General features: G+C 29.3%; 14 protein-coding genes and 6 tRNA genes. 17 read left to right on the top strand and 3 right to left on the bottom strand.

The genetic code is table 11. The features are described from left to right. From H0H67_RS02385 to rpoC, 15 genes are all read left to right on the top strand, one after another. Window positions 1-639 (top strand): lipoprotein signal peptidase, encoded by a 639-nt coding sequence (locus H0H67_RS02385; RefSeq protein ID WP_185859174.1) that lies wholly within the window; start codon window positions 1-3, stop codon window positions 637-639. A gap of 84 nt (window positions 640-723) precedes the next feature. Beyond that, a tRNA-Thr gene (locus H0H67_RS02380) sits at window positions 724-797 on the top strand. A gap of 6 nt (window positions 798-803) precedes the next feature. Then, window positions 804-887, top strand: a tRNA-Tyr gene (locus H0H67_RS02375). Window positions 888-896: 9 nt separating this feature from the next. Beyond that, window positions 897-969, top strand: a tRNA-Gly gene (locus H0H67_RS02370). 18 nt (window positions 970-987) lie between these two features. Further along, window positions 988-1059, top strand: a tRNA-Thr gene (locus H0H67_RS02365). A gap of 28 nt (window positions 1060-1087) precedes the next feature. Next, window positions 1088-2275, top strand: coding sequence for an elongation factor Tu (tuf, locus tag H0H67_RS02360; protein WP_185859173.1), 1188 nt, complete (start codon window positions 1088-1090; stop codon window positions 2273-2275). Between the two features lie 16 nt (window positions 2276-2291). Beyond that, a tRNA-Trp gene (locus H0H67_RS02355) sits at window positions 2292-2364 on the top strand. 37 nt (window positions 2365-2401) lie between these two features. Further along, window positions 2402-2587: a preprotein translocase subunit SecE gene (gene secE, locus H0H67_RS02350; RefSeq protein ID WP_185859172.1), complete on the top strand. Its 186-nt coding sequence runs from the start codon at window positions 2402-2404 to the stop codon at window positions 2585-2587. Between the two features lie 9 nt (window positions 2588-2596). Then, window positions 2597-3151, top strand: a complete 555-nt coding sequence (nusG, locus tag H0H67_RS02345) for a transcription termination/antitermination protein NusG (protein WP_185859171.1) — start codon at window positions 2597-2599, stop codon at window positions 3149-3151. Window positions 3152-3161: 10 nt separating this feature from the next. After that, complete coding sequence (rplK, locus tag H0H67_RS02340) at window positions 3162-3599, top strand: 50S ribosomal protein L11 (RefSeq protein ID WP_185859170.1); 438 nt, start codon at window positions 3162-3164, stop codon at window positions 3597-3599. Between the two features lie 22 nt (window positions 3600-3621). After that, window positions 3622-4317, top strand: a complete 696-nt coding sequence (rplA, locus tag H0H67_RS02335; RefSeq protein ID WP_185859169.1) for a 50S ribosomal protein L1 — start codon at window positions 3622-3624, stop codon at window positions 4315-4317. Continuing rightward, window positions 4314-4856 (top strand): 50S ribosomal protein L10, encoded by a 543-nt coding sequence (gene rplJ / locus H0H67_RS02330; protein ID WP_185859168.1) that lies wholly within the window; start codon window positions 4314-4316, stop codon window positions 4854-4856. The genes rplA and rplJ overlap by 4 nt, the downstream gene beginning before the upstream one ends. 52 nt (window positions 4857-4908) lie before the next feature. Continuing rightward, entirely contained in the window at window positions 4909-5280 is a 372-nt protein-coding gene (gene rplL, locus H0H67_RS02325) for a 50S ribosomal protein L7/L12 (RefSeq protein ID WP_185859167.1), read from the top strand. Between the two features lie 50 nt (window positions 5281-5330). Then, window positions 5331-9146, top strand: coding sequence for a DNA-directed RNA polymerase subunit beta (rpoB, locus tag H0H67_RS02320; RefSeq protein WP_455737545.1), 3816 nt, complete (start codon window positions 5331-5333; stop codon window positions 9144-9146). Between the two features lie 31 nt (window positions 9147-9177). After that, on the top strand, window positions 9178-13413 hold the full coding sequence (rpoC, locus tag H0H67_RS02315; RefSeq protein WP_185859618.1) for a DNA-directed RNA polymerase subunit beta': 4236 nt from the start codon (window positions 9178-9180) through the stop codon (window positions 13411-13413). Window positions 13414-13425: 12 nt separating this feature from the next. On the opposite strand, the gene glnS is transcribed toward rpoC, so the two are convergent. Beyond that, window positions 13426-15081: a glutamine--tRNA ligase gene (gene glnS / locus H0H67_RS02310; RefSeq protein ID WP_185859617.1), complete on the bottom strand. Its 1656-nt coding sequence runs from the start codon at window positions 15079-15081 to the stop codon at window positions 13426-13428. 87 nt (window positions 15082-15168) lie between these two features. Between glnS and H0H67_RS02305 the strand changes: the two genes are divergently transcribed. Further along, a complete protein-coding gene (locus tag H0H67_RS02305; protein ID WP_185859616.1) occupies window positions 15169-16440 on the top strand; it encodes a bifunctional folylpolyglutamate synthase/dihydrofolate synthase in 1272 nt (423 codons plus the stop codon). A 10-nt stretch (window positions 16441-16450) separates the two neighbouring features. Continuing rightward, window positions 16451-16526 (top strand) — tRNA-Val (locus H0H67_RS02300). Here H0H67_RS02300 and miaA read toward each other — a convergent pair. Beyond that, complete coding sequence (gene miaA / locus H0H67_RS02295; RefSeq protein WP_317168122.1) at window positions 16486-17403, bottom strand: tRNA (adenosine(37)-N6)-dimethylallyltransferase MiaA; 918 nt, start codon at window positions 17401-17403, stop codon at window positions 16486-16488. The genes H0H67_RS02300 and miaA overlap by 41 nt on opposite strands. Window positions 17404-17426: 23 nt before the next feature. Beyond that, window positions 17427-18512 (bottom strand): chorismate synthase, encoded by a 1086-nt coding sequence (aroC, locus tag H0H67_RS02290; RefSeq protein ID WP_185859165.1) that lies wholly within the window; start codon window positions 18510-18512, stop codon window positions 17427-17429. Window positions 18513-18519 lie beyond the last annotated feature (7 nt).

Below are 18519 nucleotides of genomic sequence, written 5' to 3'. Positions count from 1 at the left end.
TTGAAAAAAATTTTTTTTGTTGTTTTTTCTATTTTATTAATAGATCAAATTTTAAAAATTTATATCAAGACCCATTTTGAATTGGGTAGTGGAGTATTCATATTTCCTTTTTTTTGGATTTTTTTTGTGGAAAATCCTGGAATGGCTTATGGTTTTTATCTTGGGACTGGATATTATGGAAAAATATTATTAAGTTTTTTTCGTTTTTTTTTAGTTTGTTTAATATCCCTTTTTCTTTATAAAAATGTAAAAAAAGGATCTTCTAGTTATTTAACTATTCCTACTGGTTTGATTTTATCGGGAGCTATAGGAAATTTTTTAGATAGTGCTTTATATGGATTATTATTTAACACAGGGACAGTTTATAGTAAAGAACATCATAAGTGGATTCCTTATTTAGGAATATCTAAAATGAAATTTAATGGTGGTGGATATGCATCCTTTATGAAAGGATGTGTAGTAGATATGTTTTATTTTCCTATAATAGATACTCATTTTCCTGACTGGATTCCTTTTTTTGGAGGGATTCACTTTCAATTTTTTAAACCGGTTTTTAATGTGTCTGATATGTCTATATTTATTGGTGTTATTTCATTTTTTATATTTAAGAACAGAATAAAAAATACAAAAATTTTGTGACATTTATTATTTTTTTGAGAATTATAAAAATCTCTATAGATTTGTACTACCCTGATTTCCATTGTGAGGAATAAAATTTAATTTGCCGGTGTAGCTCAGTTGGTCAGAGCACGTGATTTGTAATCTCGGGGTCGTGGGTTCGAATCCCTCTACCGGCTTTTTTAGGGGAGATACTCAAGTTTGGTTAACGAGGACAGACTGTAAATCTGTTGGCTTTGCCTTCGCAGGTTCGAATCCTGCTCTCCCCATATTATCAAGCGGAAGTAGCTCAGTTGGTAGAGCATCAGCCTTCCAAGTTGAATGTCGCGGGTTCGAATCCCGTCTTCCGCTCTAAAGATAATCTATATGGCCAATGTAGCTCAGTGGTAGAGCACTTCCTTGGTAAGGAAGAGGTCACGGGTTCAATTCCCGCCGTTGGCTTTTTTTTGAATTTTTTAATAATTTTATCATGGCAAAAGAAAAATTTAAACGAGACAAACCACATTTAAATATAGGAACAACAGGTCATGTTGATCATGGAAAAACTACTTTAACTGCTTCTATTACAAAAGTATTATCGGAAATAGGATTAGCGGAAGAAAAAAGTTTTGATGCCATAGATAATGCTCCTGAAGAAAAAGCTAGAGGAATTACTATTAATACATCTCATGTTGAATATGAGACAATGAAACGACATTATGCTCATGTAGATTGTCCTGGACATGCAGATTATATCAAAAATATGATAACAGGAGCAGCTCAAATGGATGGAGCTATTTTAGTTGTAGCAGCTACAGATGGTCCTATGCCTCAAACTAGAGAACATATATTATTAGCTCGTCAAGTAGGAGTTCCTAAAATTGTAGTGTTTATGAATAAAGTAGATCAGGTAGATGATCCTGAATTATTGGAATTAGTGGAAATGGAAATTAGAGAATTACTTTCAAAATATGAGTATGATGGAGAAAATATTCCTATTATTCAAGGATCAGCTTTGGGAGCTTTAAATGGAGAAAAAAAGTGGGTTGATAAGGTGAAAGATCTTATGAATATATTAGATGATTATATTCCTGAACCTGTTCGTGAAATGGATAAACCATTTTTGATGCCTGTAGAAGATGTTTTCACCATAACTGGAAGGGGAACAGTGGCAACAGGTCGTATAGAAAGTGGGATTATTAACACAGGAGATTTAGTGGATATTATAGGAATGGGAGATAAAAAATTATCTTCTACTGTAACTGGGGTTGAAATGTTTAGGAAAATATTGGATAAAGGTCAAGCTGGAGATAATGTTGGTCTATTATTACGTGGAATAGAAAAAAAAGATATTCGAAGAGGGATGGTTATTGGTAAGCCAGGGTCCGTAAAACCTCACAAAAGATTTAAATCTGAAGTATATGTTCTTACAAAAGAAGAGGGGGGAAGACATACTCCTTTTCATAATAAATATCGTCCTCAATTTTATTTGAGAACTACAGATGTGACAGGAGAAATTCATCTTCCAGAAGGAGTAGAAATGGTAATGCCTGGAGATAATGTTTCTATGGAAGTGGAATTACATCAACCTGTTGCATTGAGTGAAAATTTACGTTTTGCCATTCGTGAGGGAGGAAAAACAGTGGGGGCAGGACAAGTAATTCGTATAATGGATTAATATTCTTATTTTTGATACGGATGTAGCTCAGTTGGTAGAGCGTCGGTCTCCAAAACCGAAGGTCGTAAGTTCGATTCTTACCGTCCGTGCATGATTTTTGAAAAGAAAAAATCGTATATAAACGATATGAAAGAAAATAATTTTTTTTTGGAAATTTATAATGAATTTTTTCATCGTATTACATGGACTAAGTGGAACGATTTACAAGAAACAACAATGATAGTCTCTATATTTTCTATATTTCTATCCATATTTTTATATGGAGTGGATGTTTTTTTCATTTTTTTAATTAAGAGATTGTTTTCTTTATAAATAAATGATATGAGTGATTTGGAAAGAAAGTGGTATGTAATTAAAACTATTAGTGGACAAGAAAACAAAGTTAAATCATATATCGAAAATGAAGTTAGGGATAACGGATTTCAAGAATATATAGGGAAAGTCTTGGTTCCTATTGAAAAAGTTATACAAATGAGAAAAGGAAAAAAAATTCACAGAGAAAAAGTTCATTATCCAGGATATGTCATGGTGGAAGCAAATTTAGAAGGAGAAGCCGTTCATGCAATTAAAAATGTTCCTGGAGTTATTAATTTTTTAAGTGAAGGAAAGGGAGGAACCGCTGTTCCTATCCCTATGAGAAAAGAGGAAGTTAATAAAATGTTGGGAAAAATAGATCAACTATCTGAAAATTATGAAAATTTTCATATTCCCTTTATAGTTGGAGAAACAATTAAAGTTATAGATGGACCTTTTACTGGTTTTAATGGAACAATTGAAAAAATTAATGAAGAAAAAAGAAAATTAGAATTAGCTGTTTTGATTTTTGGAAGAAAAACACCGTTGGAATTAAATTTTACACAAATAGAAAAAATTTAAAATTGAGTCTATGGTTAAAGAAAACAAAAGAGTTATAAAAAGAATTAAAATTCAAAATATTAATGGAGGAAAAGCTAGTCCAGCTCCACCAATTGGTCCTATTCTTGGAAGTTCAGGAGTTAATATAATGGAATTTTGTAAACAATACAATTTACGTACTCAAGATAGAAAAGGAGAAATATGTCCTGTTGTGATAACTGTGTATGAAGATAAATCATTTTCTTTTATAATCAAAAGCCCCCCGGTTTCTGTTCAATTGCTGAACATGATGAAAAAAGAAAAAGGATCTAAAGAATCCAATCGATCCAAAATTGGAAAAATAAGTTTGGATAAAATTAAGATGATTGCAAAAAATAAAATGGAAGATTTGAATTGTTTTTCAATTAAATCCGCCATATCTATGGTTTCTGGAACTGCCAGATCCATGGGAATAGAAATAGATACCTAAAAAAATATTCCATTTTTTTCGTATGTCAAGAAAATTAACTAAAAATAGAAAGGAAATTCTAGAAAAAATTTCTAAAAAAAAATATTCTTTGGAAGAAGCAGTCCTTCTCATCAAGGAGATAAGTTTTGTAAAATTTGATGAATCTGTTGATATTTCTGTTCATCTTGGTATAGATGTTCGATTATCAAATCAAATGGTTAGAGGAACGGTGAAATTACCTCATGGAACAGGTAAAAATATTTGTATTTTAGCTTTAGTAACTAAAGAAAAAGAATTAGAAGCTAAAGAAGCTGGAGCAGATTATGTAGGATTAGATTTTATTGAAAAAATTAAATCTGGATGGAAAGATATTGATATTATTATCGCTACTCCTTCTGTTATGAATCAGTTAGGATCTATAAGTAAAATATTAGGGTCCAAAGGATTGATGCCGAATCCTAAAATGGATACTGTTTCTACAAATCCTGGAAAATCTATTAAAGAGATGAAGTCTGGAAGGATCTCTTTTAGAGCTGATCGTTATGGAATTGTTCATGCTTCAATAGGAAGAGTTTCTTTTTCAAATCAATATTTACTGGATAACATAAAAGAATTTATGATAACAATGATTCGGAATAAACCTTCCACTTCCAAAGGAAGTTACATAAAGAGTATTCATTTATCTACCACAATGAGTAATAGTATTTCATTGGATTCAAAAAGTTTCTTGAACGCATGAATAAAAAAAGAAAAGAAAAAGAACTGTTGGAATTAGTTTCTATATTATCCGATAATGAAACTATATATTTTATCGATATATCCAATTTAAATTCTAATCAAATATCTGTTCTTAGGAAAAATTTTCATGAATTCAATATTAGAATGAAAGTAGCAAAAAATACTTTGTTGAAAAAAGCTTTAGAAAAGATAAAAAACAAAAAGTTTGATTCATTTTTTTCTTTATTGAATGGAAATACTACTATTTTATTTGAAAATTTTGGAAAGGGAAATATGGCTTCGAAAATTATAAAACATTTTCATATTCAAGAAAAAATAGAAAAACCATATTTAAAAGGAGCTTATGTCCAGGAATCTTTTTATTTTGGGAATAAAGATTTAGATTTTATGATTAACATTAAATCTAAAGAGGATCTTATTGTTGAGATATTACATATGCTACAATTTCCAATGAAAGATATTCTTTTATCTTTTTTAAATTCGACAAAACAGAAAATATATGGAATATTAGAAGCTTTATCTTCTAATTATTCATCATAAAAGAATAAAAATCTGGGGGTTCCTTTTTAAATAACTATTAAAAAATAATAATATGATAGAAAAGCTGGCAGAACAATTAGTGAATTTAACTGTTAAACAAGTTAATGAATTAGCCTCAATTTTAAAAAAAGAATATGGAATAGAGCCATCTAGTTTGGAAAAAACGGAAAATATTTCTCCTCAAGAAGAGAGGATATCGAAAAAAGAGGAAAAGAGTATTTTTAATATAATTTTGAAATCATCCGGTAATTCTAAATTATCTGTGGTAAAATTGGTGAAAGAAATAACTGGAAAAGGACTTAAAGAGTCTAAGGATTTAGTAGATAATGTTCCTAATCTTCTTAAAGAATCTGTAAACAAAAAAGAAGCGGAAGATTTAAAAAATAAATTTGAAGAAATAGGTGCTGAAGTAGAATTGAAATAATATTATATATAGTTTGTTTTAAAATTTTATAAATATCCATTAAATTAAAATTGGTGAATACAGAAAAAATATCAGAAAGAATTACTTTTGCTTCAGTAGCAAAACAAGTCGAGTATCCTGATTTTTTGGATATTCAAATAAAATCATTTAAAGAATTTTTTCAATTAGATACAAAACCAGAAAATAGAAAGAACGAAGGTTTATTCAAAGCTTTTACAGAAAATTTTCCAATTTCTGATGCAAGGAATTCTTTTGTTTTAGAATTTAAAGGCTATTCTATAGATTCTCCTAGATATTCTATAGAAGAATGTATTGAAAGGGGGTTAACTTATAGTGTTCCTTTGAAAGCTAAATTAAAATTGTATTGTACAGATCCTGAACATGAAGATTTTGAAACAGTGTATCAAAATGTTTATTTAGGAACATGTCCTTATATGACTCCTTCTGGATCTTTCATTTTTAATGGATCGGAAAGGGTTATCGTCTCTCAATTACATCGTTCCCCAGGCGTTTTTTTCAGTCAATCTTATCATGCTAATGGAACTAAACTTTATTCTGCTAGAATTATTCCATTTAAGGGATCATGGATAGAGTTTGCTACGGACATTAATAATGTTATGTATGCATATATAGATAGAAAGAAAAAATTGCCAATGACAACTTTATTACGTGCTATAGGATACGAAAGAGATAAAGATATATTGGAAATTTTTGATTTAGCTGAAGAAATAAAAATTACAGATAATGGAAAAAACATTTTAAATAGAACTTTAGCTGCTAGAATTTTAAAAATTTGGCATGAAGATTTTGTGGATGAAGATACAGGAGAAGTTGTTTCTATAGAAAAAAATGAAATTCTTATAGATAGAGATGTTTCTTTAAAAGAAGAACATATTGATCTTATAATTCATCATGAAATAAGAACTGTTTTGTTACATAAAGAGGGAGAAAGAAAAAAAGATTATTCAATTATTTATAATACCTTACACAAAGATCCAACTAATTCTGAGAAAGAAGCAGTAGAATATATTTACAAGCAACTCAGAAACACTGAGCCTCCGGATGAGGAAACAGCCAGAGGGATCATCGATAAACTTTTTTTTTCTGACACTAGATATAGTTTAGGTCCTGTAGGAAGATATCGGTTAAATAAACGTCTTGGATTAAATATAGATCCAAATTATTTAGTTTTAACAAAAGAAGATATTATTGCGATTGTAGAACATTTAAATGCTTTGTTTAATTCGAAAAGAGAAGTTGATGACATCGATCATTTATCTAACAGACGTGTTAGAACTGTAGGAGAACAACTTTACACTCAATTTAGTATTGGTTTAGCGAGAATGGCTAGAACTATAAGAGAAAGAATGAATGTTCGTGATAATGAAGTTTTCATGCCTGTAGATCTTATTAATGCTAAGACTTTATCGTCAGTGATCAATACTTTTTTTGGAACCAATCAGTTATCTCAATTTATGGATCAGACAAATCCTTTATCTGAAATTACTCATAAACGAAGACTTTCAGCTTTAGGACCTGGTGGTTTATCTAGAGAGAGAGCTGGTTTTGAAGTTAGAGATGTTAATTACTCTCATTATGGTAGATTGTGCCCAATTGAAACTCCAGAGGGGCCTAACATAGGATTAATATCCTCTCTTTCTGTATTTGCAAAAATAAACAATATGGGATTTGTAGAGACTCCTTATAGAACAGTTCTTCATCAAAAAGTAGATTTGAAATCTAAAGTAAAATATTTAAGTGCAGAAGAAGAAGAAGGCAGAATTATTGCACAAGCTAATGCTATTGATCAAAGTGGTAATTTTTTGTCTGACAGAATTATAGTTCGTGAAGATGGAGATTTTCCGATAGTAAAATCGGATCAAGTGGATTATATAGATGTAGCCCCAAATCAAATAGCTTCTATTTCTGCTTCCTTAATTCCATTTTTGGAACATGATGATGCGAATAGAGCTCTTATGGGTTCTAATATGATGCGTCAAGCTGTTCCATTATTAAAACCTGAATCTCCTATTGTAGGAACTGGATTAGAACAACAGGTATCAATAGATTCTCGTATTTTGATTAATGCAAAAAAAAATGGAGTAGTAGAATATCTTGATGCAAGAAAAATAATTATTCGTTATGATCAAACGGATAAAGAAGATTTAGTCAGTTTTGATTCTCCCCTTAAAGTTTATGATTTAATTAAATTTAGAAAAACTAATCAAAATACATGCATTAATTTAAAACCAATTGTCAAAAAAGGGATGAAAGTTATGAAAGGACAAATTTTATGTGAAGGTTATGCAACAGAAAATGGTGAGTTAGCTTTAGGAAGAAATTTGAAAGCAGCTTTTATTCCGTGTAATGGGTATAATTTTGAAGATGCTGTTTTAATTTCTGAAAAAGTAGTTAGTGAAGACTGGTTTACCTCTATACATATAGATGAGTACTCTTTAGATGTACGTGATACAAAATTAGGAATGGAAGAATTAACTAATGATATTCCTAATGTTAGTGAAGAAGCTACCAAAGATTTAGATGAAAATGGGATTATAAGAGTTGGAGCTGAAGTGAAACCTGGAGATATTCTTATTGGAAAAATAACACCGAAAGGAGAATCTGATCCAACTCCAGAGGAAAAATTATTAAGAGCTATTTTTGGAGATAAAGCAGGAAATGTAAAAGACGCTTCTTTAAGAGCAGAACCATCTTTATTTGGAGTCGTTATAGATACAAAACTTTTTACTAGAAGTATAAAAGATAAGAAAATTAGAATTCAGGATAAAATTAAAATAGAGTCTTTGGAAAAAGAATATGAAAAAAAATTTCTAGATCTTAGAAACCTTTTGTTAGAAAAATTGTTGTTTATTTTGAATGGTAAATTATGTTATAATCCTGTTTTTAATGAAAAAGAGAAGAAAATAATAGATGAAGGAAGTAAATTCAATATGAAAATACTTGATAAGATACCTGATTATATAGGAATTCATTCTAATAGTTGGACTGATGATCCTGAAATCAACAGTTTAGTTTCTGAAATATTACATAATTATAAAATAGCAGTTGGAGATTTAAACAGCACTTTAAAACATAAAAAATTTTCTATTACAGTTGGAGATGAGCTCCCTTCTGGGATCATTAAAATGGCAAAAGTATATATTGCGAAAAAAAGAAAATTAAAAGTAGGAGATAAAATGGCAGGAAGACATGGAAATAAAGGAGTGGTTGCACGTATACTTAGAGAAGAGGATATGCCATTTTTAGAGGATGGGAGTCCTGTTGATATTGTTTTAAATCCATTAGGAGTTCCTTCTAGAATGAATATAGGACAAATTTATGAAACAGTACTAGGATGGGCTGGACAAAAATTAAATATGAAATTTTCAACACCTATATTTGATGGAGCCACAATAGAGCAAATATGTGAGTATACAGATAAAGCTGAAATTCCTCGTTTTGGTACTACCTATTTGTTTGATGGAGGAACAGGAGAAAGATTTGATCAACCTGCTACTGTTGGAGTTATATATATGTTAAAATTAGGCCATATGGTAGATGATAAAATGCATGCTCGTTCAATAGGACCTTATTCTTTAATCACTCAACAACCTTTAGGTGGTAAAGCTCAATTTGGAGGTCAACGTTTTGGAGAAATGGAAGTATGGGCTTTGGAAGCTTTTGGTGCATCTAATATTTTACGTGAAATACTAACCGTTAAATCGGATGATGTGGTTGGAAGAGCTAAAACTTATGAAGCCATAGTAAAGGGTGAACCAATGCCTGAACCTAATAATCCAGAATCTTTTAATGTTCTTTGTTATGAATTAAAAGGATTAGGATTGGATGTTCGTTTAGAAGAATAATTTTTGTCATTATATGTTTTATTTAAAAACAATGAATAGAAAGAAAAATAACAAATTTAATAAAGTAACTATTAGGTTGGCTTCTCCAGAAACAATATTAAAAGAATCTCATGGTGAAGTATTGAAACCGGAGACAATAAATTATCGTACTCACAAGCCAGAAAGAGATGGTCTTTTTTGTGAACGTATTTTTGGTCCTGTTAAAGATTATGAATGTGCATGTGGAAAATATAAAAGAATTCGTTATAAAGGAATTGTTTGTGATAGATGTGGAGTTGAAGTAACTGAAAAAAAGGTTAGAAGAGGACGGATGGGGCACATTAGTCTTGTAGTTCCTGTTGTTCATATTTGGTGTTTTCGTTCTTCTCCCAATAAAATTGGATACTTATTGGGATTACCTTCTAAAAAACTTGAAATGATTATTTATTATGAACGGTATGTTGTTATTCAAGGAGGATTAGCTTTTCGTTCGGATGGATCTTCTTTTCAAAAAGGTGATTTTTTAACTGAAGAAGAATATTTACATGTTTTAAACAAACTTCCAAAAGGAAATCAACAATTAGAAGATCATGATCCAAATAAGTTTATTGCTAAAATGGGAGCAGAGTGTATAGAAGAGCTTTTAAATCGTATTGATTTAGATGTTTTATCACTTGAATTAAGAAATCAAGCAAATCATGAAACTTCTAAACAAAGACGAATTGAAGCATTAAAACGTTTACAAGTAGTGGAATCTTTTCGAGAAGGGAAAAAAAATGGAGGAAATCCATCTTGGATGATTATTCATGTATTATCTGTAATTCCACCTGAATTAAGACCTCTGGTCCCTTTAGATGGAGGACGTTATGCTGCTTCTGATATGACAGATTTGTATCGTCGTGTACTTATAAGAAATAATCGTTTGAAAAGACTTATAGAAATTAAAGCTCCAGAAGTTATTTTGAGAAATGAAAAAAGAATGCTTCAGGAAGCTGTTGATTCTCTTTTTGATAATTCAAGAAAAGTTTCTGCTGTAAAATCGGAAGCTAATCGTCCTTTAAAATCTTTATCAGACGCTTTAAAAGGGAAACAAGGTCGTTTTAGACAAAATCTTCTTGGAAAAAGGGTAGATTATTCTGCTAGATCTGTTATCGTCGTTGGTCCACATTTGAAGTTGCATGAATGTGGTCTTCCTAAAGATATGGCTGCAGAACTTTATAAGCCTTTTATTATACGTAAGTTAATTGAAAGAGGAATAGTGAAAACAGTAAAATCTTCTAAAAAAATTATTGATAAAAGAGATCCAATGATATGGGATATTTTAGAAAATGTTTTAAGAGGACATCCTATATTATTAAACAGAGCTCCTACTTTACATAGATTGGGAATTCAAGCTTTTCAACCAAAATTAATAGAAGGAAAAGCTATTCAATTGCATCCTTTAGTTTGTGCTGCTTTTAATGCAGATTTTGATGGAGATCAAATGGCTGTTCATTTACCATTGTCATATGGAGCTATTTTGGAAGCCCAACTTTTAATGTTAGCTTCTCAAAATATATTAAATCCTGCTAATGGATCTCCGATTACAGTCCCTTCTCAGGATATGGTATTAGGATTATATTATATGACGAAACCTTTATTATCAGATTCTAAAAATAAAGTTAAAGGAGAAGGACTTGTTTTTTATTCACCAGAAGAAGTTGAAATAGCATATAATCAAGGAGTAGTTGATTTACATGCTTTAGTTAAAGTGAAAGTCAATGTTCGTGAAGAAGATAAATTTTATAATAAATTGATAGAAACTACTGTAGGTAGAATTTTGTTTAACCAAGTAGTTCCCAGTCAAGTAGGATTTATTAATGAATCTCTTACAAAAAAATCATTAAGAGAAATTATAGGAAAAATATTGCATCTTACAGACGTTCCTACCACTGCCAATTTTTTAGATGATATTAAAGAATTAGGTTTTTATAATGCATTCAAAGGAGGTCTTTCTTTTGGATTAGGAGATATTATTATTCCTGATAATAAAAAAGATATGGTTGATCATGCTATTCAACAGGTTGACAATGTCAAAATAAATTACAATATGGGATTGATAACAAATAATGAGCGTTATAATCAAGTTATTGATATATGGACAAATACAAACGCTATACTTACAGAAAAAGTAATGAAATATATGCGGGAAGATAGACAAGGATTTAATCCTGTATATATGATGTTGGATTCTGGAGCAAGAGGTTCTAAAGAACAAATACGTCAACTTTCTGGAATGCGTGGATTAATGGCAAAACCTCAAAAAGCGGGATCTTCTGGAGGAGAAATTATTGAAAATCCTATCTTATCCAATTTTAGAGAAGGTCTTTCTATTTTGGAGTATTTTATATCCACTCATGGTGCTCGTAAAGGATTAGCTGATACAGCATTAAAAACAGCAGATGCTGGATATCTTACAAGACGTTTAGTTGATGCAGCGCAAGATGTAATTATTAAAATGGAAGATTGCAATACTTTACGTGGTTTGGAAATATCGGCATTGAAAAAAAATGAAGAAATAGTAGAGACTTTGTTTGATAGAATTTTAGGTCGTATATCTTTGAATGATGTTTATCATCCAAAATATGATCAATTGATAGTATCTTCTGGTGATATGATTGATGAGAAAATAGCAAAAATAATTGATCAATCTGGAATTGAAATGGTGGAAGTACGATCTCCTTTGACTTGTGAAGCAAAAATGGGTATTTGTTCTAAATGTTATGGTCGTAATTTATCAACAGGAGAAATCGTTCAAAAGGGAGAAGCTGTAGGTGTTATAGCCGCACAATCTATTGGAGAACCAGGAACTCAGTTAACATTACGGACTTTTCATGTTGGAGGTACAGCCGGAAATATTACGGAGTCTTCACAAATAAGAGCTAAATATGATGGAATCATAGAATTTGAAGACTTAAAATTTGTAAAAACAAAAAAAGATTCTGAAGAAATAAGAATAGTAGTTTCTAGATCTACAGAAATGAAACTTTTTAATCAAAAAAAATCATCCATTTTAATGGTTAATAATATTCCTTATGGAGCAGCTTTATATGTAAAGCATGGAGATCAATTAAAGTCAGGAGATATGATTTGCAAATGGGATTTATATAATGCAGTTATTGTTGCAGAATTTTCCGGAATTATATCTTATCAGCATTTAGAACAAGGTGTTACTTTTCAAGTAGAGATAGATGAACAAACTGGATTTCAAGAAAAAGTAATCACAGAGGTAAGAAATAAAAATTTAGTTCCAACATTAAAAATATTGAATGATAAAAACGAAGAATTGAAAGTATATAATCTACCGGTAGGAGCCCATTTAATGGTAGAAGATGAAGAAAAAATAGATGTAGGTAAAATTTTAGTTAAAGTACCTAGAAAATCTGCAAAATCAGGTGATATTACAGGGGGATTGCCTCGTTTATCTGAATTATTTGAAGCACGTAATCCTTCTAATCCTGCTGTAGTTTCAGAAATGGATGGAATAGTAAGCCATGGAAAAATTAAAAGAGGTAATAGAGAAATTATTGTAGAATCTAAAACAGGAGAAATCAGGAAATATCTTGTCAAATTATCTAATCAAATACTTGTTCAAGAAAATGATTATGTAAAAGCAGGAATGCCATTGTCTGATGGAGCTGTAACTCCTAATGATATCTTAAATATAAGAGGGCCTAGAGCTGTTCAAGAATATTTAGTTAAAGAAATACAAGAAGTATATCGTTTGCAAGGTGTGAAAATTAATGACAAACATTTTGAAGTTATTGTTCTACAAATGATGAGAAAAGTAGAAGTTATAGATGTTGGAGATACTAAATTTTTAGAAGGGAATATTGAGTATAAAGATGATTTTATAGAAGAAAATGATAGAATCTATCGGATGATAGTAGTTGAAGATTCTGGAGATTCCAAAATTTTTAAAAATGGAGATATTATTAATTATAGAGATTTAAGAAATGAAAATTCCGTTTTAAAATACAAAAATAAAAAGTTGATAAAAACTAGAAATGCGATTCCTGCTACGGCTAGACCTATATTACAAGGAATCACACGAGCTGCTTTACAGACCAAATCTTTCATATCTGCAGCTTCGTTTCAGGAGACAACAAAAGTTCTAAGTGAAGCAGCAATAAGTAGTAAGACTGATTATTTATATGGACTTAAGGAGAATGTTATAGTAGGACATAAAATTCCAGCAGGAACTGGATTAAGAGAGTATGAAAATATTTCTACAGGATTTTTTCAGTAAGAAAATATTTTTTTATTTTTTCCATTGATTTTTTATGTATGCTGTTTTATTGAAAATAATTTTATTAATGGTAGAATCTTCTACATAAAAATAACCAATTCTTTGGAACTGAAAATGGTCTCCTTTTTTCGCTTTTTTTAAAGAAGGTTCTGCATAACCTATGATTTTATCTTTTGATTTTGGGTTGATGCATGTATGAAAATCTATGTCCGGATTTCTTTTCAAAAAAAGAGGATTATACAAATTAATTTCTATGGGAAAAGAATGTTTTATGGATACCCAGTGTAAAGTGCTTTTTGTTCTTCCTTTTTCTTCTATTTTTTCTTTGTTTCCAGACTTGCTTTTTGGGTCGTAAGTGCAGTGTATTTCTTTGATTTCTCCTTTATAATTTTTGATTATGGAATTAGCCTTTATAATGTAAGCATTTTTAAGTCTTACTTCTTTTCCAATACTAAGACGAAAGAAATTTTTTCTTTTTTTTTCTAAAAAATCGTCTTTTTCAATATATAAAAATTTAGAAAAGGGTACTTTTCTATTCCCAAAATTAGGATTTTCCGGATTATTTTCGGATTCTATCCATTCAGTAGTATTCATGGAATAATTGTCAATAATTAATTTAATTGGATGAAATACTACCATTACTCTAGGGGCTATTTTATTTAAATGTTCTCTAATCCAAAATTCTAAAAGAGATATATCAATGATATTATTTCTTTTTGTAATTCCTATTTTATGAACAAAATTTTTTAAAGCGGTTGAAGTGTATCCTTTACGACGTAATCCAGATATTGTTAATATACGTGGATCATCCCAAGATTGGATAATTTTTTTTTCAATTAAATATTGAATTTTTCTTTTGCTAGTTATAGTATGACTTAAATTTAATCTTGAAAACTCTATTTGTTTAGGTCTTATTTTTTCATGATCACAAATTTGATCTAAATACCAATTATATAATGGTCGTCTATTTTCAAATTCTAATGAACATAAAGAATGTGATATTTGTTCAATGTAATCACATTGACCATGAGTCCAATCGTAAGTAGGATAAATACACCATTGGGATCCAGTTCTATGATGTTTTTTTTGCAAAATTCTATACATAATCGGATCTCGCATGTTCATATTTGGAGAACTCATATTAATTTTAGCTCTTAAAACGCAAGATCCTTCCTCAAAGAATCCATTTTTCATTCTTTCGAACAAATACAAATTTTCATCTATAGACCTGTTTCTATAATCACTATTGATTCCAGTTTCAAAAGTATTTTTTCTTTGAGATTGGATGATTTTTTGAGATTGATCATCTACATAAGCTTTATTTTTCTTAATTAATCTCACAGCCCATTTATAAAGTTGATAGAAATGATCTGAAGCATAACTTTCTATCTCCCATTTGAACCCTAAAAAAAGAATGTCTTTTTTTATGGATTCTATAAAATTCCTATTTTCTACTATAGGATTAGTATCATCAAATCTTAAATTGACTGGTGATTTGTATTTTTTTCCCAACTCAAAATTGAGGCATATAGCTTTTACATGTCCAATATGGAGATATCCATTTGGTTCAGGAGGAAAACGAAATCTTATTTTTTCAACAGGAAATCCATTTTTTATATCTTCCTCTATAATTCTCTCAATAAAATGTAGATGTGATTCTATCCCAATAAATAATTAGAAATCAATTCTAATGCGAATATAATTAATTTTTTGAAAAAAATATATTTTTGTCATGTTATTTTTAATAGTTGGAACTTGAATTATTTAGAAACTGTTCAATGGATTTTTAAACGTCTTCCAATTTATCAAACGTCAGGATTGAAATCATACAAACCAGGTTTAAAAAGAATACAAAACTTTTGTTCCCATTTAGGAAATCCTCAAAATTTTTTTAAAAGCATACATGTAGGAGGAACAAATGGAAAAGGATCTACAGTTCATATGTTATCTTCTATTCTTCAAGAAGAAAAATATAAAATCGGATTATTTACTTCTCCTCATTTAATGGACTTTAGAGAGAGGATCACCTGTAATGGAGTTTTAATAGAAAAAAACTTTATTATTGACTTCATTAGAGAAAATAAGAAATTTATAGAAAAAGAAAAAATTTCATTTTTTGAAATGAATACAGCTTTGGCTTTTCAATATTTTAAAGAAAGAGAAGTAAATATAGCAATTATTGAGGTAGGGATGGGTGGTCGATTAGATTCCACTAACCTTATAATTCCAGAAATATCTATCATAACCAATATTAGCATAGACCATACAGAAACTCTTGGAAATAGCCAATTAAAAATTGCTTTAGAAAAAGCAGGAATCATTAAAAAAAACGTATCAGTAATAGTAGGAAGTAAAATGTCGAAGGATATACAATTCCTTTTTATTAAAGAAGCTTTAAAAAAGAATTCCCCCATTTATTTTTCTGTAAAAAAAAAGGAGGATTTTAAATATAAAATTCCTTTTGAAGCAGATTATCAATATTTAAATAGAAGTGTTGTATTAAAAATTGTGAATATTCTACATCGTAGAAAAAATATATTTGTATCTAATCAATCTATAAAAAAAGGATTAAAAAATGTAATAAAAAACACAAATTTTAAAGGTCGTTGGCATATTTTACAAAAAAATCATCCAAAGATTGTTTGTGACATAGCTCATAATGAAGAAGGGATATATATGATTAATCATCAATTAAAAAAAGAATCTTATGATAAATTGCATTTGGTTTTAGGTTTTGTAAGAGAGAAAAAAGTAGAAAAATTATTAAAGCATTTTCCTATTGAATCGTTCTATTACTTTTGTCAACCTAAAATTGATAGAAAATTTCCTATTTATGATCTAAAAATATTGGTTGATCAAATATTCCAAGATCGCAGAAAAATAAATTTTTATCATTCTGTAGAAAAAGCTTTTTTATCTGCTAAAAGAAAAGCTGATAAAAATGATTTAATCCTAATAAGTGGAAGTACCTTTATTGTATCTGAAGTTTTATTATATTATAAAAATTTTTTTCTTACATTTGAGTAAGTGGATAGAAGGGCAATTAGCTCAGTTTGGTTTAGAGCATCTGTTTTACAAGCAGGGGGTCACTGGTTCAAATCCAGTATTGCCCACTATTTTTAAAATGAAATTAAAAATTTTTTCTTTTTCTTTTGGATTAAACCATTTTATAGAAGAATCTTTTCTATACCAAGTTAATTGTCTTTTTGCATATTTTCTAGTATTTGTTTTTATTTTTTCTATAGTTTCATTCAAACAATTTCTTTCTTTATTATGAAGAAATTCAAAAATTTCTTTATAACCTATAGTTTTCAAACTATTTAAATTTCTATAATGATAATAGTTTTTTGCTTCATCTAACAGACCTTTTTTGATCATATTTTCTACCCTATCATTTATTCTAGAATAGATTTCATATTTAGACATGATCAATCCTATTTTAAAAATCACAAAATTTCTTTTTTTTAGTCTTTTTTTCAAAAAAAAGGAAGGAGAATGTCCTGTAGATTTTACGATTTCCAAATACCTCATCAGACGTCTTGGATTATTAATATCTATTATTAATTTATCTTTTTTTTTGAATTTTTTAAATTCCTTTTGCAAAAAAGATATTCCCTTTTTTTTAAAATGAAAAATTAAATCATTTCTAATATTTAAGTCTATTTCAGGTAAATTAGACAACCCTTCTGTTATAGCTTTTTCATACAATCCAGATCCTCCTACCATAATTAGAATAGAATATTTTTCAAATAATTTATAAATTTTTTCTAAACAGTCTATTTCAAATAGTTTAGCATTGTAAATTTGGTGAATATTTAAATGTCCTATGAAATGATGAGGAATTCTAGAAAGTTCTTTTTCTGTAGGCATAGAAGTGCCTATTCTGAGTTCTTTATAAAATTGTCTAGAATCACAAGATAAGATTTCAGTTTTTAATTTTTCAGCTAAAAATAAGGATACGAAAGTTTTTCCAACACATGTTGGTCCCAAAATAAAAATAATAAATTTTTGATTCAATATTGAAGTGTATTTAATTTAGATAATTTAGTATACATCCAATAATCTGCTAAAACTAAAGCAATCATCGATTCAACAATGGGTATTGCACGTGGTAAAACACAAGGATCATGTCTTCCCTTCCCTTCTATCAAAACAAAATTACCATTTCTATCTATAGTTTTTTGTTTTTGCATTATTGTAGCTACAGGTTTGAAAGCTATTCTAAAATAAATGTCCATTCCATTTGATATCCCACCTTGTATTCCTCCAGATAAGTTTGTTTTAGTTTTTCCATTTTTATGAAATAGATCATTATGTTGAGAACCGGTTAGTTTAGTTCCATAAAATCCACTTCCATATTCGAACCCTTTCACAGCATTAATTGAAAGCATCGCTTTTCCAAGTTCAGCATGTAATTTATCAAAAACTGGTTCTCCCATTCCTATTGGAACATTTTGAATAACACAAGTAATAGTTCCTCCTATTGTATCTCCTTTATTTTTTATCTTTTTAATTTTACATATCATTTTTTTTGCGACAGATGGATCAGGACATCTTATAGGATTCCTTTCTATAGATCTTCTGGATAAATCCAATTCTTGATAAGATTTATTAATAGAAATATCTCCTACAGAAGAAACATAAGATGTAATTTTTATATCTTTTATTAATTGTTTGGCTATAGCTCCAGCTACCACTCTACATATTGTTTCTCTGGCAGAAGAGCGCCCTCCACCTCTGTAATCTCTAACTCCATATTTATTTTCATATGTAAAATCTGAATGAGATGGACGATAAACATCCTTAATATGTTTATAATCATCTGAATTATGATCTTTGTTATAAATAATAAAACCAATAGGAGTTCCTGTTGTTTTATTATCAAAAATTCCAGATAAAAAATTCACTTGATCAGGTTCATTTCTTTGAGTGACTATAGATGATTGACCTGGTTTTCTACGATTTAATTCATATTGAATTTCATCAAAATTTAATTCCAAACCTGCTGGACATCCATCTATTACACCTCCTAAAGCTGTTCCATGACTTTCTCCAAAAGTACTAATTCTAAATAATTTACCAAAAGTATTCCCTGCCATATCAATT

The sequence above is a fragment of the Blattabacterium cuenoti genome, from assembly GCF_014251575.1.
Classification (GTDB): Bacteria; Bacteroidota; Bacteroidia; order Flavobacteriales; family Blattabacteriaceae; genus Blattabacterium; species Blattabacterium cuenoti_N.
This window is presented reverse-complemented; position numbering and strand designations above follow the sequence as displayed.